This window comes from Mycobacterium sp. DL (genome assembly GCF_039729195.1).
Lineage (GTDB): Bacteria > Actinomycetota > Actinomycetes > Mycobacteriales > Mycobacteriaceae > Mycobacterium > Mycobacterium hippocampi_A.
In genome coordinates this window covers 1,727,306-1,751,202 of the sequence record NZ_CP155796.1, presented here as the reverse complement: position 1 = coordinate 1,751,202, position 23,897 = coordinate 1,727,306, and the positions used below count along the sequence as shown (strand labels likewise).

Genomic DNA, 23,897 nt, shown 5'->3' with positions numbered 1-23,897 from the left:
GCCCGGAGCTAGCACTTCTTCGTCGCGTTCCCCGTCATCGGCGAGCTCGGCAGCGACTCCCTCATTCGGCCCTAACGCTCCCATGGTGCAACCTTCCCTGGCGTTGATTCCGCCGTTTGAATTTTCAGACGACCCACAACTACTGCACCGGTGTGCCCCCAAGGCTGCTCCTCCCACCCAACGGGAGGCATACGAAGAGACAGGAGGTGATTGGCCTCAAATGTCGACAGGATGAGGCAGCACTCCCGGGAGAGCTGTCGGGTGATCCGCAGGGCGTTAGTCAGTCGAGTCGAGTTCCGCCGCCCAGCCTGACGTTCACAACTCGCTCACACGCCACCCATGAAAACGGCCCCCGGAGTAATCTCCGGGGGCCGTTCTACCTAGTAGCGGGGACAGGATTCGAACCTGCGACCTCTGGGTTATGAGCCGGCCGGTTGCGGTCTCGCGCTTCTACCTACGTCGCTAACGTGCAGGTCGGCTGCGATTTGGCATCTCGCATGTCACACCGTGTCGATGCGGTCGCCTCTGTTGCGCAGGGTTTCGTTCACAAATCCGTTCACATCGACGGCGCGTCAGCCCGCCTGCAACCCGCTTTGTCGCTTGCCAGGGTGATGGGACCACCTGATTGCCAGGGGGATGGGACCACCGTGGCGCGTTATTGAGGATGCTCGTCGGGTTCGGCTGGGTCAAGCTGTCCGGGTCGGGTGCGTTGGCGGTAGGACGGTCCTTCGATGACCAGGGTGTGGGCTGCAGCGGTGAGTCGGTCGATGGCTGATTGGGCGAGCAGGGTGTCGGCGGTCATGGTCAACCATTCGGCGGGTTCGCGGTTGGATGTGACGATGGTGGTCTTGTTCTGGTGGCGTTCGACGACGATTTCGTAGAAGTCGCTGGTTTCGGTGGCACCGAGGGGCCGCAGCGCGAAGTCGTCGATGATGAGGACGTCGACGGCCGCCAGCCGGCGGATTTCAGCGTCGACGGTGTGGTCGAGTCGGGCGGCGCGTAGCCGGGTGAACAGTTTGTCGGATCGGGCAAACAGGACGCTGTGGCGGCGGCGAATGGCTATGTGCCCCAGTGCATTCGCTAGATGTGTTTTGCCTACGCCGACGGGTCCGAGGATGATTGCGGACTGTCCGGCGTCGAGGAATCGTAGCGAGGTCAGGTCGCCGAGCAGGGTGCGGTCGTAGCGCAGGTCCTGTTGCGCGGTCCAGGTGTCGAAACGCATCGTGGGGTCGAGGCCGGCCTTATTCGCCCGTAGGGCGGCTGATCGGGATTCGCGTCGAGATACCTCGTCGGCGAGCAGTGTTTCCAGGAATCCGATGTGGCTGAGTTTGTGCTGGCGGGCCAGGGCGGCCCGTTCGGGCAGGGTGTCGGCCAGGGCGCCGAGTTTGAGCGCCTTGAGCAGTCGGGTGAGGTCGGCGCCGACCGGGTCGGCAGGTGCGCGGTTGGTAGAGCTCATGTCAGCAGGCCCCCTCGGAGTCAGCGTTGGCGATGACGGTCAATGATGTTGAGGTGGTGTTGAATTCAGATGGATCACGCGAGAACCGGGTAGCGTTGTGGCCGACGGCCAGCGGCAGTACCGGGATCGTGTTCTCCGTGGCACGTTCGAGCATCGAGGCGATCTTGTTGACCGAGACGACCTCGAGGTCCAGCGAGAGCGAACATGCCTGCTCGACGCGACCGGCGCCGTAGCGGCGCACCAGGCCTTGGAGTCGGTAGACGGTGCGCATCCGGGTCCAGGGCAATGGATCATCGAGGATGCGTTCAGCGTAGATCCCGATGTTGGGGCCGTGTGCCGAGCAGGTGGCGATCAACGTCGTCAGGTCCCGCAATGCGTAGACGGCCTTGTGTTCGGGCAGATCGGCGCGGTCGGTGCTGCGGCCACCCGGAGGCTGGCGGGGATGGACTTTGACCAGCGTGCCGCGGTGATAGAACTTCACCAGCTCACTATCGGCGCGCACGTCCAACGCGGTGCCGATCCATTGCTCGGGCAGCGAGTACAGCGCTTTGGCGACTTCGGCGTGGAAGTCGCGGTGCACCTTTACGGTCTTGAACATCGGCACGTCGTAAGCGCCCGGCACCGGAAGCAGTAGGGCCTGTTCTTCGGTGGTGAACACCTCCACTGGCCGTGCACACGTGCTGCCGTGGATACGGGTTCCGGCAGTACGAAGACACCACGCGGTGACAGCCTGCTGTGCCTGCTCAATACTGGTGAATGTTTCACCGTCCCAGAAGCTTCGGCGGACGTACTGCACCGCGCGTTCCACCCGCGGTTTGTCTTTCGGGGAGCGCACCCGGGCCGGGTCGGTGAGGAACCCGACATGGCCGGCGTAGTCGAGCCAGCCCTGGGTGAATCGGGGATTGACCGCATCAGCGGCAGCGATCACCGGTTTGAGATTGTCTGGGATCAGCACCGTGAACACGCCGCCGAAGAACTCCCACGCCGCCTGGCATCCGGCGATCACCGCCGCCAGGGTCTGCGAGTAGGTCAGCCACACGAACATGTGTCGGGAGTAGACGGCGGTGAAGATCAACGCGTACACCTTGCGACGCCGCCCATCGTCGGCGTCGGTGAGCATCCCGAGGTAGCCGAAATCGATCTGGCATTCCACCCCGGGATCCCCGTCGGCGACCCGCACCGTGGTGTCCTTGCGCCCGAAACCGCAACGCTCACCGGCGAATCGGTTCAACGTTCGATACGGCACCACGCACCCCTGACGGGCCAGCAGGGTCTCGATCTTGGTGATCGTCAACGGACGCCGCTCACCATCACCGGCCACCCACGCGGTGATCTGGTCCTCAAACCCCAGCAGCTGTTCCCACGCTGCGCCGTGGCCATCGGGGCGTACCGGGCGCACCGCGTCGGCGACCGCCCCGATCAACCCGTCATCGACGGCCTCAACGCCGTCGCTGCGGTGCAGACCAGCCGCTTGCGCGGCCTCGACGTAGCGGCGCACCGTTTTGCGGTCCACGCCGCAATGCGCGGCGATCGTGCGGTAGCCCGGTGCCGGTAGCCCAGCGACCCCCAGCCACACCCGCAGCACTTCCCTGATCTCGTTCACACTGACCTCCCGAAAAGCCATGCCCGCCGCCTCCGTGACTTGGACCGTCACGGCGATCAAACGAACAGATGAAGGGACCACCGACGCGACGCGCCGGTGGTCCCATAACTGGCAATCCAGGTGGTCCCATCACCCTGGCAAAATCAGCTCACACTGGTCCCATCCTCCTGGCAGACGACACGCTTGACCCCAGGGAGGCAGGCGGCGTCAACGGGTGATGTCGGTGCTGCCGCACAACGAATGCTTTCTATGCCCACTCGCCCGGCGAGCGCCGTGGCCAGATGATCATGGGCTCCGTGGCCACGCGAAACCTGGTTAAAGGATCGCCTTGAATCCGGCTCTGACATTTGTCGGGGATGCTTATCGTCGATATCTACACTCGCTGCGGTCGTGCTGGTGTGCAATGTGCCTTACCCACTCAGGGTGGGTATTTGTCATAGCGCTCGGAGTCTTGTGTCGGGAGGCAGGAACACCGCCTCATTCTCGGCGCCGCGACGGCCGGTCAGCTTGGCTACCTCGTCTCGGCTCAGTCCGCCGTTGGTGATCAACGTCCCTCCGATGGTCTTCGCCAGTTCAGGCACTTCGTCGACGAGCTCGTCGGACCCAGGTTCAACTCGGCGCCAGCCCCGCGAGTTGAGCATCCGGTAGAACTTGGCACGGTCGGCGGGCGTGGCTTTTCCGATGCGGTACGCATGCTCGAATATCGCGGCCATCGATACTCCCCAAACCCTCTTCAAAGCAATCAACCTCGCCGGCGCCAGATCACGGAGATCCGATTCAATGACGTGACGCGGCATCAGGAACTCAGCCGCGAATTCATTCGCTTGATCCTCGACGTCGGGATCGATGTAGTTCGAATGCAGCACCAGGTGTCCGAGCTCATGGGCAAGAGTCCAACGTTTCCGGTCGGTTGGCAGGTCAGCATTCAGCATCACGACCGGGTAGTCGCTGGCCCACTGGGAAAGCCCGTCGATGCGCCTCGTACCGAGGTGTTCCTCAATGACCATCACGCCCGCAGATTCGATCCACCGAGTGAGGTTTCGGACCGGCCCAATGGGCATCCGCCATTGGGCTCGGACCATCCGTGCCGCATCACCGGGGCTGGTGTCGTCTGGATCGAACGTGGGGATGTGGTTCGTCGGGTTCATGGGCACCCGGCGCAGTAGAAAAGCCGTCCGCATCCGGTACAGATTGAGTTTCGACTCGGCCGTTTTCCAATCGGTGACCTTCGTCGTCTTTTGTCGACGCATGTGTGCGTCGGCCGCGATGGCGCCGGTCAGTTGGAAAGGATGAGTGAGGAACTCCGGTGATACGTCGAGAATTTGGCTGAGCCGCTCCACGATCTCATCGTCGGGCTCCCGCAGGTCGTTCTCGTAACGGGACAGAGCGGCTTGGGTGATCCCAAGCCGCGCTGCGAGCTCTTCCTGCGTGAGTCCGGCGGCGCGTCGGGCGGTGAGAATGACGTCGCCGATTCTTGTCATGAGTCGTCCGTTGTCCCTTCGTCGCCCTCTTCCTCAACGACATCGCTGAGGTCGAGCTGCGGCAGGTCCGGATCCATCGGCTCCCAGGTGATGCCGGTCGCCGCGTCACCATCGTCGTTGAGAGTCACCGACCAGATCGGATTGTCCTTGCCCTGACGGAACGACAGAATGGTGTCGCCGATCTCACCGAGCTCGGCGTCCCAGATGTAACCCAAGGCCAGCGAATACAACTCGAGGCCGGGAAGGGTGGCGTCATTCGTCCAGAACGCCGTGGCCCCGACGGTCGGAAAACTCTGAATCCTTAGTTTGCTGGAGTGCCGCTTGAACCGCAGCACGTAGTTGGCGCCGAAGTGAACCTGCCGAGTCGGCTCTTGATCGACGATGACCACCCCAGAATGGTCTGAGACCTGAGCCACCATGCTGGCCCACATGCGTTCGTGAATGAAGTTCGCGACGAATCGCTTGGAGAAATCGACGAACCACTGCGGCTTAAACTCCTGGAAATCGCCAAGATCGCCCCGAGCGGCATCGATGGCCTTGACGAAAGCCGACAGAAACTTGTCACCGAGGTCGTCGACGACCTGTTGCGGATCGAGGTATGGGGACATACCAGAAAATATACCGGCCGCCACCGACATACCCGTCATTTTGCGCCCAACGGCGCGGGCCGTGTCCAACCGATGGCGGACGTTGCAGGCGGCGCATCGTTGCTGTATGGCCGGGGAGCAAGTCAACGTGGCACCGCCGTCGTCGGACACAGCGGTGGGCGTCGTCGGAACTCTCCTCCGGCAGGCAGGCCCTCCTGGTGGTCCCCCGATCGCGGTGTTCTCCGGTGACGCATGGCTACTCTCGGCTGCGCCAAAGTCCCAGCTGAGCCCGTAGCTGACTCCACCCGAGCCGCCCGCGTGACCGTCAAGTCCTCACGGACTACATCCTGCCCGGACAGTGGGGGCAGGGGCGCTGCATGTCAGCGCACATCGGGCAGTTCTCCATCGGCATCATCATCATTGAGCCGTCGCAACACCAAATCAATTGCGTAGCAGTGCCATTGTCGTAAATCACAGCCATGGGCTCCAGGCCGACTGCATCGAAGTAGATCGCACCGCTGGAGGCCTGCCCCTGGCCGAGGGTGGCAGCCGGAAGTCCTTGCGGGCTGGCGATCTGCCACAACACGGGGTAACGCTGCCCATCTGCGGTGACCGCGTAAAGATTCGGAATTATCGGAGTCACCGCGCCGGTTACGGCTCTAACGGTGGCCGAAGCTTCCCACAGTTGCCCGGGAGCAGTAAATCCAGGCAGATCGGCCGAAGACTTCCGCAGATCCGAGATCACCCATTCTTGGATGACTGCGCCCCCCGCATCAGTGAGCTGTTGAGGCGAGCCGAACTGGTGTCCGCACGGCATCGCCGCTACAGCGGGCGGCGCGAAAGTAGAAGCGGCACCGAAAAGAATCACAGAGGCGAGTACCGCCATGACAACGCGAAGACGCATATCGAGTGTCCTTCCGTGCGACGTGAATGGACGGTCGCGAGCACGTGCGCAGCATAGCAACCATCTACGTAGCCAGACAGTAGATGAGTCCAGTGCACGGCGAATAACTACACGCGTAAGCGTCGTTCAAAAGGGGCTCCGAACAGGTGTCGAAACGCCTCCAGCAGGGCTCGACCAAGCGCGGAATAGGAGTGGTTGAGACTCAGCGGACTACAGGGCGGCACCGACGTAATCTACGTAGGAAGGCAGTAGTTGATGACGAATGAATCTCGGTCGGGTTGAGATGTGGCGTCATGCAACCGCTGTCGCGGATGGCGCTGTCATCCTGGTTGGGTGGCGCCGAGGACAGCGAAGAAAACCGACAGCCGGTTGGCGGCTCGGCTTGCCGCGCTCGCCTCGCTGGGCGCTGCGGTCATCCACTTCGCCGTCGTACCCACCCATTGGCAGGAGTGGATGCCCGCTGGCGTGTTCTTCGCATCGATCGCCCTCTTCCAACTGCTCTGGGCGCGGCTGGTTCTCGCTCGATCCACGACTCCTGTGCTTGCTGCGGGCATCATGCTCAACCTTGGAGCCATTGCTCTGTGGGCCCTGTCCAGGACCGCGGGAGCCCCATTCGGCCCCCACGCGGGAGAAGCAGAATTGGTCCAAGCCGCGGACCTTTGCGCACTGCTGCTTCAAATCTACGTCGTGATGGGCGCCAGCTGGGTGTGGTACCGCGGCTTGCAAGGAGAGCCGGTACCGGTGTTTGGCAGCGCATTGGTGCTCATGGGCGCAGTCGGTGTCGTGGCGCTGGCGTCCACGGTGGGCGTTGCTTCAGGTCTGCAGCACGGCCATGCGCCAGCGAGCGCAGACGGCGGTCACCACGGGACGACCCCCGAGGATGGGCATGGCGAGCACCATGGGACAACGCCCGAGGATGCGCAGAGCGATCACCACGGCGCTGGCACCGAGCCCGAGGAGGGCAATGACCATGGGACTACCGGCGAGCATGCCCACAGCCCTGAGAGCAACCACGAGCCGGCCGCCCCGCCGCCGGTGAACGAGCCTGCCGACGAGTCAGCGGCACCGGCGCCAGCCGAAGTTCCGGCGACAGCCGAAGTTCCGGCCCCACCCGCGGTGCCGCTGCATGACGACCACAGCGATCATGATCACGGCGAGTAGACAGCTGACCTCGGCGCCGGTGTGGGATTCGTAACGCTACGCAGGCGCCTCGTCGCTGTCGCCCGATCCACCAATCCTCGAAGTGCCGTGGCCGGATAGGGCGGCGCGTGCAAACGAACGCCGCCGGCCGTGTCAGCGATCGAGGACTGCGCGTGTGCTGACTTCAGGGCTCAGGTCGAGGCGGCGCAACACTCTCGCGTTGAGCGCCACGACGATCGTCGACAACGACATCAGGATCGCTCCGACTGACATCGGCAGCACAAACCCGATCGGTGCGAGCACACCGGCAGCCAACGGCACTGCAATGAGGTTGTATCCGGCGCCCCACCACAGGTTCTGCTTCATCTTTCGGTAACTGGCACGGGACAGTTCGATCACCGACAGCACAGAGCGCGGGTCGGAACTGGCCAGGATGACACCGGCAGAGGCGATAGCGACGTCGGTGCCGGCCCCGATCGCGATGCCAACGTCAGCCTGCGCCAACGCGGGGGCATCGTTGACCCCATCGCCAACCATCGCGACCTTCTTGCCCTCACGCTGCAGGGCAGCAACTTTCGACGCCTTGTCTTCCGGGCGCACTCCGGCGAACACCCGATCGATGCCGAGTTCGTGACCTACCGCCTGCGCGACCGCTTCGGCGTCACCGGTGATCATGACCACCTCGATGCCGAGCTTGTGCAAGGCATCGACGGCTTCGCGGGACTCGGGGCGGATCTCGTCGGCCAGGCGCAGCCCGCCGACCACAGCGCCGTCGCGGATGACGTGCAAGATGATCGCGCCCTCCTCACGCCACGAGGTCGCCGCATGAACTTCCTGTCCCCCGATCTCGTCGAGCAGGCGGGGGCCGCCCACTCGGATCTCCTGCCCCTCAACCGTCGCAGTCACACCGACGGCGGGAGAGGACGCGAAACCGCTGGCGCGCGGCACAGCGAGTCCGCGCTCCTCGGCGGCTTTCACGATTGCCCGCGCCAAAGGGTGTTCACTGTCGGCCTCGGCGGCGGCCGCCAGGGCGAGTACGGTGCCCTCGTCGAGGTCACCGCGGACCTCGATCGCGGTAGCAGTCGGTTCCCCCTTGGTCAGGGTGCCAGTCTTGTCGAACAACACAGCGTCGACGGTGCGCATGCCTTCCAAGGCGAGGCGATCCTTGATCAGCACGCCACCCCGCGCGGCGCGTTCGGTGGCGATCGACACGACCAGCGGTATCGCCAATCCCAGCGCATGGGGGCAGGCGATGACGAGCACTGTGATGGCTCGGACGACGGAGGCGTCAGGGTCTCCGACAATCGACCACGCCACGGCGGTGATGGCGGCGGTCCCTAGGGCAAACCAGAACAGCCAACCGGCTGCTCTATCGGCAAGGCGCTGGGCTCGGGAGGACGAGTTTTGCGCTTCGATAACCAGGCGCTGAATTCCCGCCAGGGCGGTGTCGTCACCGGTGGCGGTGACTTCCACCCGCAATCCGGAATCGGTGGCGACCGTTCCGGCTGTCACCGCTTCTCCGACGCCGCGGGCCACCGGCCGCGATTCACCGGTCACCATCGACTCGTCCATGTCGGCGCGCCCGTCGACGATCCTGCCGTCGGCGGGGACGCTGCCACCGGGTCGCACGACCACCAGATCTCCCACCTGCAGGTCGGCGGGCGAGACGGTGATGATGCGGTCGCCGTCGACCTTTTCGGCTTCGTCGGGAAGCAGGGCGGCCAGTGAGTCCAATGCGGAGGTGGTCTGAGCCAGCGAGCGCATTTCGACCCAGTGGCCGAGCAGCATGATGACGATCAGCAGCGCCAGTTCCCACCAGAATTCCAGTTCGTGGTGGAGCAGGCCCAGGCTCGCGCCCCAGGAGGCCAGGAAGGCGACGGTGATCGCCAGTCCGATCAGCAGCATCATTCCTGGTTTGCGGGAACGGATTTCGCTGACGGCGCCGGTAAGGAAGGGGCGACCGCCGACGACGTACATGACCGTGCCCAGCAGTGGCGCGATCCAACGGGCGCCGGGGAAGTCGGGGACGTCGTAGCCGAGCAGCATGGCGAACATGGTCGAGAACACGATGACCGGGATGGCGATGATCAGGTTGATCCAGAAGAGCTTCCGGAACTGAGCCACGTGATCGGCGCCGTGACCGGCATGACCGTCGTGACCGTCGTGGGCGGCGTTGGTTTGGCGATCGGGGTGTCCGCCATGTTCGCCCTGGTCGGCGTGCGGTGTCGCTTCTGCGTACTAGTCGTGGTTCGTCATGGTGCGCTCTCCTTGGGGAGTCTCACGTGTTCGTTCGCGCGGGTGTGCAACAGCGGGGATCGAGGCGACGGCGTCGGTGCACCGCCGTTGCGTCATGACCGCACGAGTCGGGCGATGGCTTCGGATGCTTCGGTGAGCTTGGCGTCGGCGGCCGGTCCCCCGGCGGCAGCAGCGTCTCGAACGCAGTGTCGGATATGGTCGTCGAGCAGCGCCAGCGAGACGCTTTGCAGGGCTTTGGTCAGTGCGTCAGCTTGGGTGAGGATGTCGATGCAATAGCGTTCCTCCTCGATCATCCGGCTGATGCCGCGGGCTTGGCCCTCAATGCGTTTCAAGCGTTTGAGGTATTTGTCCTTATCGGTGATGTAGCCGTGTTGGACCGAACCCGATGCCTGGCAATGGTCGGCGTCGTCGACGGGAGTCATGGCAGATCCTTCGTTCTCGGGTCCGGGAGGACGGTCACGCCGCGCTGGCGAACTTGTCGGGGTCACGGTCGAACCGTGGTCCACATCCATTGCAGCAGAACCAATACCGTCGACCGCGGTAGTCTCGGAACAGGCCCGCGGCTTCAGCGGCTGTCCTGTTTACCGGCGTGCCGGGCATTACCGGGCAGGTCGTCTCGTCCGTTGCGGGGTCCAGGAGGTTCGTGGCCCCAGGTTTGATGACCGTCGCGTCGAGGTCTTGTGTTGAGCCGCTGCAGCAGCAGCTCGACGTCAGGTTCGTGCTGTCGGACATGGGTTCTCCTTAGTGCAGTAGAGATTGGATGCAGCAGGGGTTTAGTGCGTAGGGGCAGAAGATGTGGATGTGAAGCCACGCAATCGGAGGCTGTTGCCCACGACGAAGACACTGGAGAACGCCATGGCCGCCCCGGCGAGCATCGGGTTGAGCATGCCTAGTGCCGCAACCGGTATGGCGGCGACGTTGTAGGCGAACGCCCAGAACAGGTTCGTCTTGATCGTCGACAGTGTTCTGCGGGACAGCCGGATCGCATCGACGGCGCTACGCAGGTCACCGCGCACCAGGGTGATGTCGGAGGCCTCGATAGCGACGTCAGTGCCGGTGCCCATGGCCAGACCGAGGTCTGCTTGGGCGAGGGCAGGCGCGTCGTTGACTCCGTCGCCGACCATGGCGACCGTTTTGCCCTCGGATTGCAGCCGGGCGATGACGTCGACTTTGTCCTTGGGCATCACCTCGGCGATCACCGTGTCGATGCCCACTTCGGCGGCGATCTGTCGAGCGACGGCTTCGTTGTCTCCGGTGAGCAGCACGGGCGTGAGGCCGAGGTCGCGCATCTGCGAAATTGCCTGCGCACTGGTCGGTTTTACCGTGTCGGCGACGACGAGTACGCCGCGAACCTGGCCGTCCCACCCGACCGCGACCACCGTCTTGCCCTGGGCTTCAGCGCTGGCCTTGGCGCGGGACAGGTCCGGGCTGAGGTGTTGCGCCCAGTCGGCCAGCAGTGATTCGCGCCCGACAACGACGGCGTGTCCGTCCACGACGCCCTGGACGCCTTTACCTTCGACATTCGCGAACTCCTCGGGGGTGGGCAGGGTTTGGACTTCCTCGACGGCCGCAGTGGCGATGGCGTGGGCGATGGGATGCTCGGAAGCGTTCTCCAGGGCGCCGGCCAGCCGAAGCAGCTCAGCACGTTCGGTTCCCGGCGCCGCAATGACGTCGATCAGTGCCATCTTGCCGGTGGTGACAGTGCCGGTCTTGTCCAGCACCACGGTGTCGACCTTGCGGGTCGATTCCAGCACCTCGGGGCCCTTGATCAACACGCCCATCTGTGCGCCGCGACCGGTGCCCACCAGAAGTGCCGTGGGCGTGGCCAACCCGAGGGCGCAGGGGCAGGCGATGACGAGGACCGCTACCGCTGCGGTGAACGCGGCGGTGACTGAGAACCCCGCGCCCAACCAGGCGCCGAGGGTGATCACCGCGATCGCGATGACGATGGGCACGAAGACACCGGAGATCCGATCGGCCAGGCGTTGAACCTCGGCCTTGCCGGTCTGGGCCCGTTCGACCAGCTCAGCCATCTGCGCCAGCTGGGTGTCCGAGCCGACACGACTGGCCCGCACCACCAGCCGGCCGCCGGCGTTGACGGTGGCACCGACCACAGTGTCACCGGCAGCCACTTCCACGGGTACCGATTCGCCGGTCAGCATCGACGCATCGACCGCCGAGCTGCCCGATGCCACCACTCCGTCGGTGGCGATCTTCTCCCCCGGGCGCACGACGAACTCGTCGCCGACCATCAGTTCTTCGATGGCGATCTTGGTTTCCACGCCGTCGCGCAGCACGGATACGTCTTTGGCGCCCAGATCGAGTAGGGCGCGCAGCGCGGCCCCGGCCTGCCGCTTCGACCGTTTCTCGAAGTACCGGCCAGCAAGAATGAATGTCGTTACCCCAGCGGCAACTTCGAGGTAGATGTTCGCGGCGCCGTGCGTCGGCGCCAGTGTCAGTTCGAACGGGTGCTTCATTCCTGGGGTACCAGCAGTCCCGAAGAACAGCGCATACAGCGACCACAGGAACGCTGAGACGGTGCCCAGGGAAATGAGGGTGTCCATCGTGGCGGTGCCGTGTCGCAGGTTGGCCCAGGCAGCCCGGTGGAACGGCCACGCCGCCCACACGATGACGGGGGCGGCCAGCGTGAGCGACGCCCACTGCCAGTAGGTGAACTGCAGCGCCGGGATCATCGCCATCGCGATGACCGGCACCGTCAGGACAGTCGAGGCCCTCAGGCGGTGCCGCAGCGACTCGAGTTCGGGGTCGTCGATACCGTCGGCGTTCGGGGTGTCGCCGGATGCGTCCGAAGGCGCCGGTGCGCGGGGTGTCGGAAGCGCGGCGGTGTAGCCCGTCTTTTCCACCTCGGCGATCAGCAGAGCCGGATCGTATCCGTCGGGCACCGTGACGGTGGCCTTCTCCGTCGCGTAGTTGACCGTCGCGGCCACGCCGTCGAGCTTGTTGAGCTTGCGCTCGATGCGGTTGGCGCAGGAGGCACACGTCATCCCCCCGATGCGCAGTTCAACGTTCGCACCGGACACCGGTGTTGATGTCGATGTCGTCATGAGTGCCATTGCCTTTCAGTTTCTGAGTCGGGCCCGAAGTCGTTCAGTGCCCGCCGGCATGGCCGGCGTCGCGCGGAGTTTCTGGCGCGGGCTGATTGCCGCCGCCGGGTGCAGCGTCGACGACGAAGCTGGCGGTGTGCACGGTGTCATCGACTTTGAAGTCGAGGTAAAGCAGGTAGCGGCCGGCGGTGGGTGCGGTCGCCGCGAACGACACCGCCGGGCCGCCGGTGCGGCCCGGTGCCGGCTCAGCACCCTCGGGGTGCACGTGCAGATATGCCAGGTCACCTTCACGCAGCGCGACGAGGTGCCCGTATGCCCCGAGGTAGGGCTGCAGTGTCGTCACCGGCTTGCCGTCGCGGGTGACCTTCGCTGCGACCTGCTTCGAGACGCCCGCGGTGAGCGAACCGTCGAGATCCACGGTGTACCCGGCAATCTCATCCGAGGTGCGTGTGGTCAATGGGGGCGACGGGGCCAACTCGCCGGCCACGTCGACCGTGCGGGTGAGTGTGAGTTTGGCGCTCCCTTCCTGGGCAGGCTGGAAATCCGCGAACACCCGGTAGGTCCCGGCGGCCTTCCACATCCAGGGCATCGACCATATGCCGGTTGCTTGATCCAGGACCGGGTGTACGTGCGCAAAATGCTGACCATCGGAGCGGACGAGGATGAGATGCAGCTGCTTGTCGTGCACCGTCGCGTAATCCAGCAGCGGCGTGCCGCTGGGACCCGCAATGGTGAAGCTCAACGTGGCCCGATCGTTGGGGGCGACGGGTGCCCGTACCGCGCTGAGCGCGTATCCGCCCTGGGCGAGCGACAACCCCGGCGGATCAGCGGACAGCGGTGATACCGGCACCGCCTGCTCGGTCGGCATGCTGTGGTCAGCGGCCGGCTCAGCGCCAACGTGCTGAGAAGGGGTCACCGCGACGTCGGGGACCACCGCGGCGCCAGTGACGTACGCAGCCGTGAACGCCACCGCCAGTCCCGCACCGAACGCGGCCAACCGTCCCGCGGCGTTCATACGACCCGCACCGCCGAATAGCCGGCCTCGTCGACCGCATGCAGGATCTGGGAGTCATCGACGAGACCGCTGGAGGTCACGATCAAAGTGCCGGTCGTGGCGCTGACCTCGACGTCTTCAACACCGGCGACCTCGCTGACTTCTTCCCGCACCGACAGCTCGCAGTGCCCGCAGGTCATTCCCGTGACGGCGTACGTGATCGTGCTCATGCCGAACTCCCATCTTCACCGTGAGCGATACCCCTACCGGGTATGCGTACGCCAATGTATACCCCCAGAGGGTATGTTGCAAGGATGGCTCGTCGGGGTCGAGGTATCCCCGACAAGGCAGACATAGGGAGAGGCAGTTGGTGATGCGAACGTTGCACGTCGGGGATGACGGCTGGCCGCTCATGGGCGAGGTCGTCGGCCGCGGCGAGCTGATCATCATGTTGCACGGCGGTGGGCCCGATCACCACAGCATGCGGCCGCTTGCCGACCGACTTGCCGGTCGTTATCGCGTTGCGCTGCCGGATATTCGAGGATATGGAGCATCGCGTTGTCCCGACCCGACGTTGCACCGCTGGGATCAGTACGTCACCGACACCCTCGCGGTCACCCACGCGCTCGACGCCACGTCCGCCCACCTTGTCGGCGCGGGCCTGGGCGGCACGATCGCCCTGCGGACATGCCTCCAACATCCCCAGATCGCCCGGTCAGCTGTCATCATCAGCGCTGAAGCTATCGAAGACGACGCCGACAAGGCCGCAGATGTAGAGCTGATGGACCGCTTCGCCGAGCGCGCCCGCTCCCGCGGCTTACAGGCCGCCTGGGAGCTGTTCATTCCTCACCTTGCGCCGCTCATAGCGAGCCTCGTCACCGAGGCCATTCCGCGCGCTGACGCCTACAGCGCCGCTGCCGCGGCGGCAATCGGTCACGACCGCGCCTTCGCGACAGTCGAGCAACTCCGGCGCATCGACACCCCGACGCTCATCATCGCCGGCGATGACGCACGTCACCCCACGCACCTCGCGCGAACCCTTGCCGACGTCCTTCCGCGCGGCACACTGGCCAAGGCCACCATGTCCAACCTGCTGGTCAACGCTGATGACATGGCGCGCGCCTTCGCCCCAGTGATCGGAGAGTTCTTCGCCACCGTGTCGGACCGCGATGCGCAGGACGATCTGCACTAGTGGCGCAGCTCCTCCGGGATTACCGGGGTGGAGCCAGAGGTCCGCGGCTATCAGCCGCAGCAGGATTTTCCCTTGTCGGCCTTGGCAGGTCGGTGCCCGCCGGCGATTTGGGCCATCACGCACAGGGCGAGGCACTTGGCGATCGCCCGGGTGGTTGAGCTCTCCACGAGCTGGCGGAATTTCTCTGATGCCGTCACGAGCGTTAAGCCTTCCCAAACAACGAGATGCCCCCGGGGTACCCCCGCAAGGTACCCCGCACAACGTTGGCCTCATCCGTTGTTACGCGCCAACGAGTGCTTTCAGCGTCTCGATCATCGAGAGCACGATCGGCGGGGCGAGTGCGCTGAAGACAGTGCGGGACGGGAACTGGTCAATCCATGACACGGGCCCATCGCCGCCGCTGGCAGGCCATGCCCGCCCGCGTCTGACCCATCGCCCTGTCATTGCTGGTAACCCGGCAAATACACCTATGGACGATCGTTAGCATCGTTTGGTGGCAATGAATCGGGCGGGCGGTGATACCACGGGCGCACCGCGCTGGGGCGGGGCCGCGCTGCTGCGCCCAGGGGTGTTGGCGTTCACCGGATCGATCGGTACCACTGATGTACACGCCCATCACGCCGTCCAAATCATGACGGCCACTACACCTTTCACGGTGCGCGACGAGCACGGCAACGGGCATCGCGGCACGAAGGTGATCGTGCCCGCCGATGCGCCGCACCGGATCGAGTTCGGCGCGCAGGAGGGCACGGTGGTGTTCTTGGAACCGGAGTCCGTGCCGGGGCAGTCGGCACATCTGCGCGCGGCCCGTTCCGGCTGGACTGTTGCTCCCGTGTTGACGCCGACGCGTCGACGCGCGCTGGCCGCCGTGGTGGACGAGCTGGTCGAGCACCTCGCACCCGTCTTGACCGGAGACGAAGCGAGCCCGCGCCATCCCGCCGTTGATGACGCGCTGCGCCGCCTGCCCAGTCTTGTGGCCGCAGGCCCTGTCAGCGGTACCGATCTCGCTGCCCAAGTAGGCCTGTCGGTGAGCCGACTAACGCATCTGTTCACTGATCAGGTCGGCATCCCGCTACGCCGCTACGTGCTGTGGTCGCGGTTGCGGCTCGCGGTCATGCGGGTGCAGGCCGGCGATGATCTGACCGGCGCCGCGCACGGTGCGGGGTTCGCCGATAGTGCTCATCTGACCCGCACAACCCGGGAGATGTTCGGCCTGCCGCCCTCGGTGCTGAGCCGGCACGTGTCCTGGGACCTCGAAGCCGTCCTTTAGCCGGATCATTCAAGCGCCGCCGCATCGGTAACCGCGACGATTCAATGCATGAGCGCGACCTCTCCGACATCGACCTCGGCTACCGCAGCACAGGCGGTGGCCCGCTACGGCTACGTGCCGTTCATGCTGATCGGCCTCAACGGCGCCGGCATCGCCATCACCGCCGGCGGCGCCCCAAAGTACTGGCTGCTGGTCATCCTGGCGGTCGCGATCGCGACGACGTTCCTGGTGGAGCGGATCATTCCGTATGACGCCGCGTGGAACCGTGACCGGGCCGACAGCACGCGCGACCGCATCCACGTCGCGGTCAACGAAACTCTCATCCTGGCCAGCGTGGCCGCCATCCCGCTGCTGGCCGAGATGGTGCCCACACCCCAGCTGTGGCCACACAGCTGGCCATTCATCGCACAGGTCCTCGCCGCGATCCTGGTCGCGGACCTCGGCATCACCGTCGTACATCTGGCCAGCCACAAGATCGGCGTGCTATGGCGTTTTCACGCAGTGCACCACAGCATCACCCGGTTCTACGGGCTCAACGGCTTAATGAAACACCCCCTGCACCAAACCGTTGAGATGGCCGCCGGTGTCGCACCGCTGATCCTGATCGGACTGCTCGTCGACGTGGCCTCCGTACTGGCGCTGGCGGTGGCAATCCAGCTGCTGCTGCAGCACTCCAACGCCGACTACCGCATCGGCCCCGCCAAGTACGTCTTGGCCCTCAACGAAGGCCACCGCTTCCACCACCTCAAATGGGCCGGCATCGGCGACGTCAACTTCGGCCTGTTCACCCTGGTATGGGACCACCTGATGCGCACCTACAACTACGACTCCACCCGGCGGTTCGACTCCACCCAGCTCGGCATGGCCGCCAAACCCGACTACCCCACCAGCTATCTGCGGCAGATGATCTACCCGTTCACCCACGCCGGAGGCTGCGCCCCCAAGACCGCGACCACGACGGCCGACGGCAACGCGCCGATACCGCCATCCGACCAAGTCTCAAACTGTCTGTAGCCGTCGGGCCCCACGCATTCAACGGTGCAGCGTCGCTCGACCTGGCGGCCGCCGTCCTCGCCGCGGTCCACCGCAACGACAGCCGGCCCCACCACTTCAGCTGGGACGCGCCCCCGAATCTCGCGGTTCCGCAAACGCTCGGAGCCAGCTCTTAGCGCCGCCTTTATCGAATCTTCATCGAAGGACTAACAAAGCCAAACGACTCATGACCACACTCGAAGGCATACCCGTGAACGGTGCACCGTCGCCCGCGACCGGCCCTCGCGACGCACCAGGCGGTGCCCCGCCCCGTCAGCCGATGACGACAACCCGATACGGAGAGCCCCACTCATGCCGCAGACAGGCTGCCCCCCAGCGTTTCGAGCGACGACGCACTGGCTGCGCACGACCGTCCTCGCGGTGGCGGTGCTGCTGATCGCGACCGCCTGCACCTCGTCCCCGACAGCGGCGCCCACTCCCGACGTCATCACCGACAAGGGCACGCCCTACGCAGACTTGCTCGTACCAAAACTCGAAGCGTCCGTAACTGATGGTGCCATCGGCGTCGCCGTCGATGCCCCCGTGACGGTCACCGCCGGCGACGGTGTCCTCGGCCAAGTGTCGCTTACCAACGAGGCGGGCAAACTTGTCGACGGGCAACTGAGCCCCGACGGCGTTACCTGGTCATCGGCGGAACCGCTGGGCTACAACAAGCAGTACACCCTGCAGGCCCACGCACAAGGGCTTGGCGGAACGACAAGCACCAGCGCAACATTCGAAACCCATTCCCCCGAAAACCTGACGATGCCCTACGTCTTGCCCAATGACGGCGAAACGGTGGGCGTGGGTCAACCCATTGCGATTCGCTTTGACGAGAACATCACGAACCGGGCTGCGGCGCAGCAGGCGATCACCGTGACCACGAAACCCCCGGTTGAGGGCGCCTTCTACTGGCTCAGCAACCGTGAAGTCCGCTGGCGCCCCGCCGAATACTGGGAGCCCGGCACCAGCGTGGAAGTTGCGGTCAAGGCTTACGGGGTCGACTTCGGCGACGGGCTCTTCGGCCAAGATGACGTCACCACGCGCTTCACCATCGGCGATCAAATCATCGCCACCGCCGACGACGCCACCAAGACGATGACCGTGCGGCGCAACGGCGACGTCGTCAAAACCATGCCCATCTCCATGGGCAAAGCCAAGACACCCACCGACAACGGCGCTTACATCATCGGCGACCGCTACTCATTCCTGGTGATGGATTCGTCCACCTACGGAGTCCCCGTCAACTCTCCCGACGGGTACCGCACCGAAGTCGAGTGGGCCACGCAAATGTCCTACAGCGGCATCTACGTGCACTCTGCCCCATGGTCGGTAGGTAGCCAAGGCATCGCCAACGTCAGCCACGGATGCCTCAACGTCAATCCAGCAAATGCCCGCTGGTTCTACGACAACACCCGACGCGGCGACATCGTAGAAGTTATCAACACGACCGGCCCCACCCTGTCAGGAACCGACGGCCTTGGCGACTGGAACATCCCCTGGGAGCAGTGGAAGGCCGGAAACGCCAACCTCTAAGCAGCGGAGGAGCTCGACATTCGAGCCGACATGGCGCCGGTGCCGGGTATCAGTGAAACCCCTTTCTCTGCAGCGCATCGGGGTCACTTGTTAGACGCTGCTGCCGTCCGGGCAGTTGCTGGCGTGGCTGGAGCCCATCGATCCCCGATGAATCATCGCGGCGCTACGCCGACGAGGGTTCATATGACCGCTCCAGGGCAGTTGCTGCTCGACGACGGCCCATAGAACTCTTTCTCCGAGACACGCGCATTTGCGCCAATCCGCACACCATTCACGCACGTCTTCCAGGCCGCGAAACGGTTTCCTGTCCAGCGCCTTCCGCGTTCAATGTGAACGGCCGCAGCGAATTTCACCGTTGTAATTATGTGGCTGCTGTTACTGGTGGGGCTTTTGTGAGTTACGCTTTCCTACGTAGGAGCTACGTATTTTGGTGCTGCGCCGTACGTATGCGTTTCAGCCCGCTATTGGTGCGCGTAGTAGGACACCGCGCGGCGCACCGAGGAGAAGACATGGAATCGAACATCCGGAGCAGGAGTGCGGCAATTGCCGGCGCTGACCGCTCTACTCGGGCAAACGGCGTAGCGGGACGCGTTCGACGCCTCCCCGGTGTCATCAGCATCGTCGTCTTGCTCTTTTTCGCGTGTGCACCGGTCGCGTCGGCCCAACCTGCTGCCGGTCCGTGGGACCCGCTGCTTCCCAAGGTGGCGAGCGCAGGCGCGCCCGGTGATCCGGTTGCCATCGCGAACGCCTCTCTTCAGGCAACGGCCATGGCGACGCAGACGGCCATGAGTATGGGTCGCAAATTTCTCAGCAGCCTGGGAATCGTCAGTCCCGCCGCGGATCCGTCGACGAGCGTGCGCGGAAACCGGGTCAATGGTGCGCAAGCGATCGAGTACGTAATTCGCAGGGCAGGAACACAAATCGGCGTTCCCTACTCATGGGGTGGCGGAAGCCTCACCGGTCCCAGCCGCGGCGTCGACCAGGGGGCAGGCACTGTGGGCTTTGACTGTTCGGGCCTGACACGGTTCGCGTTCGCCGGCGTCGGAGTGCTGCTCCCGCGATGGTCCGGTGACCAGTACAACGCCGGCCGCAAGGTGCCACCCTCCCAAGCGAAGCGGGGCGATCTCCTATTTTGGGGCCCGGGTGGGAGCCAGCACGAAGCTATCTATCTGGGCGGCGGGCAGATGCTCGAGGCGCAGCAGACCGGCGTGCCAATCAAGATCTCCCCAGTGCGCACGTCAGGGATGACGCCCTACGTCGTTCGCATCATCGAAAGCTAAGCCCTCGCCGGAATCTGTCACCAGCTGCATCACTGCGGCGCACCAGGCACTCGCTGCCCCCACTTAGCCGGTGAGACAGTAACCGGTCCCGCGCACCGTACGCAGATACCGCGGTGAGTGTGGGTCCTCACCCAGCTTGCGCCGAAGATTGCCCACGTGCACCCCCAGCGTGGACCGGCTACCGTCGGAGGCATCCCCCCACAGGCTCAGCTGCAGTTGACGACACGTCACCGGTTCACCCGGACTCTCTGCCAGCGTGCACAAGATCTCGAACTCCGTGCGGGTAAGTGGCAGCGCCTCGCCGCGCAGAGACACCCGGCGTGCGACCACATCGATAAGGAGATCTCCGAATTCCCAGCGATGCATCACGTCGCCGTAGTCGCCGCCGACACCGCAGCGCCTCAGCGCCAGCCGAATTCGCACGTTCAGCGCCGCGATGTCGCCCACACAGACGCCCCCGGTACTCGCGAGCAGCGGCGCAATATCGCCGTCGCTGAGAGCGACCACGCCGACCTGCGTTTCCTGACGAATGCGGTCAAGCAGGGCCGTGCCTCGGCCCTGCGCGCCCACGCACACCACAACCACATCGGGATCACCCTCGTACAGACCTATGCTCGCGGCACGCGGCGAGTAGGCCACCTCCACCGCGAAATCGTCGGCACGAAGGTGTCGCGCCACGGTGGCCGCATAGACGCGTCGCGGCTCAACGAGGAGCACACGGATGCGGCCGGCGGCCGCCACTGGCGGTACGGAACCAGCGACAACACGGTGCGACTCGATCGTCGTGGCATTCTCCTAGCCGTTCAAGAAAACAAACGTGCGCTCACGCATCCCTCACCGCGGCGCCCACCAGACAGCCTACCGCCATCTACGTAGTTACTACGTAGATGACGCGCCGAGTAGTAAGTTCAGCGCCGGGTCGCGTCATCAACGGCCTTCGGCGTTGATCCCAGTCGTCCTCGCTGATCCAGGCGGTACAGCGCAGCCGCCGACAGCAATCCGATGACTGTCAACAACACCCACAGGAGTTCGGGCTGCCCAAGCTCTCTGGCGAGCTGCATCAACGACCCTGTTGCCAGGTTGCCGACCAGGATGCCGACGCCGACGATCGTGTTGTAAAAGCCGTAATGCGTTCCGACGAGCCGATTATCGGCCAGGGACACGACGGTATCCATTTCGAACGGGAACACCGCAGCCGAGCCGACCGCCAGCACGGCCGTCGCGATCAGCAGCGCCGTGGCCGCAGCGACACGGCCGGCTCGCTCGTCATCGGGCAACACGATCAGCGGCAGGAACGACAACGCCAGGATCAGCATACCGATAGCCAGCGAGCGCCCCGAACCCCAACGCCGCCCGAACCAGCGTGTGATGCGCATCTGTCCAAGCACCGCCACCACTCCGGAGACCACGAAAATCATCGCTGTGACCACCGAGTCGTTCTGCGGAAACAGGTACCGCGCCTGCAGCGGCATCGCGAGGTATACCTGAAACGACAGCACATAGGACCCGATCATCGCCACGGCGAACAGCAGGAACGAACGATTGGCCGCAACCGCCCGCCAATCCTGCAGCACCGAAGTCTTTTCCGGTGTCGGCGCCACTGCGCGCTGCGGCAGTGCGAACAGCTGCGCCACCGTCAGCACCGCGAAGACCAGGGCCGCGGCAGCCGCAGTCATCTTGAAGTCGACAAACATCAACGCCAAGCCCACCAGCGGCCCGGCGAGGATGCCGGCCTGATAGAACACGTTGAACAGCGCGAACGCTTCCAGCCGTCGTGGACCCGCGTCGGCGGCCAAGTACGCACGCACAGCAGGGTTGAAGAGGGCACCGGCGAAACCCGTTGCCGCCGAGGCGACCAACACCGCCGGTAGCGAGTCGGCGAACACCAGAAGCCCGAATCCTGCCGTGCGCAGCACGCATCCACTCACGATGAGGGGCTTGAAGCCCAGGCGATCGGCCAACGTGCCGCCAATGATGAACATGCCCTGCTGGGAGAAGTTGCGCACCCCGAGAACGAGCCCGATAGCCCATGCCGCCAAACCCAGGGGCCCAGCCAGGTAGCCGGCCAGATACGGCATGAGCATGTAGAACCCGAGGTTGATCCCAAACTGGTTGATCATCAGCATGCGGCTCGGCCAGCCGAAACTGCCGAACCCGGACAGCAGTGTCATCGTGGCACCACCTGCGTGGGGTCGACGACTACGGGGCACCGCGTCCAGGCCGTAACCGCGTGTCGCAGCGGGTGGTCGATGGTGGCCGGTTCGTTCGGCGGCGCCTTATCCAAAAGACCGTGGGTGCGGCAGTAATCGTCGTTATAGATGGTGTCGAAATAGCGCTGTGGACCGTCGGGGAAGATCGCGGCGACCGTGGTGCCCGGGTCGCCGCAACGCGCAGCCCACCCCGCCACCACCGCGACCGCGCCGACGCTCCACCCTCCACTGGCATAGTGGGTGGCCGCCAAAGTTCGACAGGCCCATACCGCATCCGCCGGCGCGACCCAGTGCACCTCGTTGAAGGCCGCGTAGTCGACGTTGCCGGGGTAGATGCTTGAGCCGAGGCCGCGCATCAGCCGGGTCGTCGCGGGTTGCCCGAAGATGGTAGAGCCCACCGTGTCGACGCCGATCAACCGCAGGCCGGGATTATATTCCCGCAGGACCCGTGCCACCCCTGCCGAGTGTCCCCCGGTACCGACCGAACACACCAACACATCGACAGACCCGAGCTGCTCAATCAGTTCCATCGCCAACCCGCGGTAGGCCTCCACATTGTCCGGATTGTTGTACTGGTCGGGATGCCACGCCTGCGGATCAGTGCACACAATCTCATGAACGCGTTCGGTACGGGCCTGTTGCCAGCCGCCGCGCGGGTGAGGCTCAGTGACCAATTCGATCTGCGCGCCGAACGCGGCGAGCATGTGCTGGATGATCGGCTCCATGCCGGGGTCGGTGACCAAGGTGACGGGGTGACCGTACACAGTTCCAGCGAGCGCAAGTCCCAATCCTAGAGTGCCGCTGGTCGACTCGACGATACGGGCGCCCGGCACGAGCTTCCCTCGAGAGCGTGCACGTTCGACCATGTGCAGTGCGGGCCGGTCTTTCATGCCGCCAGGATTGAAGCCTTCGAGTTTGGCCCAGAAGCCGTGCTCTGCGGCGGTGAACGGCGCGCCGATCCTCAAGACGGGCGTCTGCCCGACCATCGTGGCCGGCCGCTCATAGCGGCCCAGCCGCAGTTGCTCGAATCGGTCTGTGTCCTGGGCATGGTGGATCGAAAGGGCGTAATTCATATCGTGGATGTCGCTTCTGTTTGACGGCGCGACTGGTCGCGCAGCTGCTAATCATGGGCAGCGGTCACCGGCCTCGGTTCACGACACGAGGCCTGACGCTGGCCTGTCAGCGACGCGCGATGCAGAGCCGGACGAGCACGTCTCGGCCGGTCTGTACGACGGGTGAGCGCGGTGGGCCGCGGATAGGTGTCAGCGGCGCGTAACGCCATAACGCCGGCAGCACAGCCAAGGCGCTGACTAAGGCCAAGGCGATCAGCGTGACCGTTCCTCGCGGCAGGACAGCCTCGGCGAAAGATTCCGGCGACGGCGCGATGCCACCCTGGGAGATGTGCGGATGATCAAGCTGGACGGCCACCGGCGCGCCCACCGCACTCGCAAGGGGGTGGGGTCCATGGGCCGGCGCAGCCTCGATTCCCGGCAGCGCCCATTCCGCAGCCACGATGACGATCCAGAACGCGAGCAATGCAGCGACGACTGCGCGTCGGCGCTGCGGGGAATTCGCGTCGATGTACCTCACGATGTTGCCGACTGTAGCAGCGGATCGCTGACCCTAGGGCCGTCGGTTGACTTGACGTCGTGTCGTGACCTGCCCGCGACCGCCATCTCCGGCGACCCGTGCGAAACGGCCAACGCACTCACCGCATTCGCCCGATAGCATTGCTGTACGGCTCATTTCGACGCCGTGCGTGCGATCAATCCATCTCGGCGAGCCATCTTTTGCACTGGTCATCTACGGTTTGACTCCGTAGATAATTTCCGCTCTGGACGTAGGCGCCAGGTAGTCAGACGAGCCTTTGCTGGATAGGCCAACAGCCGAC

21 protein-coding genes are annotated in these 23,897 nt (G+C 64.8%); 6 read left to right on the top strand and 15 right to left on the bottom strand.

Going from position 1 to position 23,897, the window contains the following annotated elements:
• Window positions 1-655: 655 nt before the first annotated feature.
• From istB to ABDC78_RS08475, 5 genes are all read right to left on the bottom strand, one after another.
• Window positions 656-1,456, bottom strand: coding sequence for an IS21-like element helper ATPase IstB (gene istB, locus ABDC78_RS08495; protein ID WP_032668091.1), 801 nt, complete (start codon window positions 1,454-1,456; stop codon window positions 656-658).
• Between the two features lies 1 nt (window position 1,457).
• Entirely contained in the window at window positions 1,458-3,080 is a 1,623-nt protein-coding gene (istA, locus tag ABDC78_RS08490) for an IS21 family transposase (RefSeq protein ID WP_088305993.1), read from the bottom strand.
• Between the two features lie 413 nt (window positions 3,081-3,493).
• The gene (locus ABDC78_RS08485; RefSeq protein ID WP_178360789.1) at window positions 3,494-4,540 is read right to left on the bottom strand and encodes an XRE family transcriptional regulator; all 1,047 of its coding nucleotides are present in this window, start codon (window positions 4,538-4,540) and stop codon (window positions 3,494-3,496) included.
• On the bottom strand, window positions 4,537-5,178 hold the full coding sequence (locus ABDC78_RS08480) for a hypothetical protein (RefSeq protein WP_178360790.1): 642 nt from the start codon (window positions 5,176-5,178) through the stop codon (window positions 4,537-4,539). The genes ABDC78_RS08485 and ABDC78_RS08480 overlap by 4 nt, the downstream gene beginning before the upstream one ends.
• 289 nt (window positions 5,179-5,467) lie before the next feature.
• Window positions 5,468-6,031 carry a DUF1942 domain-containing protein gene (locus ABDC78_RS08475; RefSeq protein ID WP_256736289.1) on the bottom strand — a complete coding sequence of 188 codons (564 nt, stop codon included), beginning with the start codon at window positions 6,029-6,031 and terminating at the stop codon, window positions 5,468-5,470.
• A gap of 285 nt (window positions 6,032-6,316) precedes the next feature.
• On the opposite strand from ABDC78_RS08475, the gene ABDC78_RS08470 reads away from it, so the two are divergent.
• A complete protein-coding gene (locus tag ABDC78_RS08470) occupies window positions 6,317-7,192 on the top strand; it encodes a hypothetical protein (protein ID WP_178360791.1) in 876 nt (291 codons plus the stop codon).
• A gap of 132 nt (window positions 7,193-7,324) precedes the next feature.
• Here ABDC78_RS08470 and ABDC78_RS08465 read toward each other — a convergent pair whose 3' ends face one another.
• The 6 genes from ABDC78_RS08465 to ABDC78_RS08440 all read right to left on the bottom strand — a co-directional run bounded on the left by ABDC78_RS08465 (window position 7,325) and on the right by ABDC78_RS08440 (window position 13,716).
• A complete protein-coding gene (locus tag ABDC78_RS08465; protein ID WP_347133385.1) occupies window positions 7,325-9,295 on the bottom strand; it encodes a heavy metal translocating P-type ATPase in 1,971 nt (656 codons plus the stop codon).
• 224 nt (window positions 9,296-9,519) lie between these two features.
• Window positions 9,520-9,849: a metal-sensitive transcriptional regulator gene (locus tag ABDC78_RS08460; RefSeq protein WP_178360792.1), complete on the bottom strand. Its 330-nt coding sequence runs from the start codon at window positions 9,847-9,849 to the stop codon at window positions 9,520-9,522.
• A gap of 34 nt (window positions 9,850-9,883) precedes the next feature.
• Window positions 9,884-10,159 carry a YHS domain-containing protein gene (locus tag ABDC78_RS08455; protein WP_178360793.1) on the bottom strand — a complete coding sequence of 92 codons (276 nt, stop codon included), beginning with the start codon at window positions 10,157-10,159 and terminating at the stop codon, window positions 9,884-9,886.
• Between the two features lie 41 nt (window positions 10,160-10,200).
• Complete coding sequence (locus tag ABDC78_RS08450) at window positions 10,201-12,501, bottom strand: heavy metal translocating P-type ATPase (protein ID WP_178360794.1); 2,301 nt, start codon at window positions 12,499-12,501, stop codon at window positions 10,201-10,203.
• 34 nt (window positions 12,502-12,535) lie between these two features.
• Window positions 12,536-13,507, bottom strand: coding sequence for a heavy-metal-associated domain-containing protein (locus tag ABDC78_RS08445; protein ID WP_178360795.1), 972 nt, complete (start codon window positions 13,505-13,507; stop codon window positions 12,536-12,538).
• Window positions 13,504-13,716 carry a heavy metal-associated domain-containing protein gene (locus tag ABDC78_RS08440; protein ID WP_178360796.1) on the bottom strand — a complete coding sequence of 71 codons (213 nt, stop codon included), beginning with the start codon at window positions 13,714-13,716 and terminating at the stop codon, window positions 13,504-13,506. Before ABDC78_RS08440 ends, ABDC78_RS08445 begins: the two co-directional genes overlap by 4 nt.
• A 137-nt stretch (window positions 13,717-13,853) precedes the next feature.
• On the opposite strand from ABDC78_RS08440, the gene ABDC78_RS08435 reads away from it, so the two are divergent.
• The 5 genes from ABDC78_RS08435 to ripB all read left to right on the top strand — a co-directional run bounded on the left by ABDC78_RS08435 (window position 13,854) and on the right by ripB (window position 19,796).
• Complete coding sequence (locus ABDC78_RS08435) at window positions 13,854-14,678, top strand: alpha/beta hydrolase (RefSeq protein ID WP_178360797.1); 825 nt, start codon at window positions 13,854-13,856, stop codon at window positions 14,676-14,678.
• Between the two features lie 499 nt (window positions 14,679-15,177).
• On the top strand, window positions 15,178-15,948 hold the full coding sequence (locus ABDC78_RS08430; protein ID WP_178361072.1) for an AraC family transcriptional regulator: 771 nt from the start codon (window positions 15,178-15,180) through the stop codon (window positions 15,946-15,948).
• Window positions 15,949-15,996: 48 nt separating this feature from the next.
• A complete protein-coding gene (locus ABDC78_RS08425; protein ID WP_178360798.1) occupies window positions 15,997-16,962 on the top strand; it encodes a sterol desaturase family protein in 966 nt (321 codons plus the stop codon).
• 330 nt (window positions 16,963-17,292) lie between these two features.
• Window positions 17,293-18,516 carry an Ig-like domain-containing protein gene (locus ABDC78_RS08420; protein WP_178360799.1) on the top strand — a complete coding sequence of 408 codons (1,224 nt, stop codon included), beginning with the start codon at window positions 17,293-17,295 and terminating at the stop codon, window positions 18,514-18,516.
• 509 nt (window positions 18,517-19,025) lie between these two features.
• On the top strand, window positions 19,026-19,796 hold the full coding sequence (ripB, locus tag ABDC78_RS08415) for an NlpC/P60 family peptidoglycan endopeptidase RipB (RefSeq protein WP_178360800.1): 771 nt from the start codon (window positions 19,026-19,028) through the stop codon (window positions 19,794-19,796).
• A gap of 63 nt (window positions 19,797-19,859) precedes the next feature.
• Here the strand turns inward: ripB and ABDC78_RS08410 are convergent, their stop codons facing one another.
• The 4 genes from ABDC78_RS08410 to ABDC78_RS08395 form a co-directional block, all read right to left on the bottom strand.
• On the bottom strand, window positions 19,860-20,537 hold the full coding sequence (locus tag ABDC78_RS08410) for a response regulator transcription factor (RefSeq protein WP_178360801.1): 678 nt from the start codon (window positions 20,535-20,537) through the stop codon (window positions 19,860-19,862).
• Window positions 20,538-20,704: 167 nt separating this feature from the next.
• Entirely contained in the window at window positions 20,705-21,967 is a 1,263-nt protein-coding gene (locus ABDC78_RS08405) for an MFS transporter (protein WP_178360802.1), read from the bottom strand.
• Window positions 21,964-23,079: a PLP-dependent cysteine synthase family protein gene (locus ABDC78_RS08400; protein ID WP_178360803.1), complete on the bottom strand. Its 1,116-nt coding sequence runs from the start codon at window positions 23,077-23,079 to the stop codon at window positions 21,964-21,966. Before ABDC78_RS08400 ends, ABDC78_RS08405 begins: the two co-directional genes overlap by 4 nt.
• 106 nt (window positions 23,080-23,185) lie before the next feature.
• A complete protein-coding gene (locus tag ABDC78_RS08395; protein ID WP_178360804.1) occupies window positions 23,186-23,596 on the bottom strand; it encodes a hypothetical protein in 411 nt (136 codons plus the stop codon).
• Window positions 23,597-23,897 lie beyond the last annotated feature (301 nt).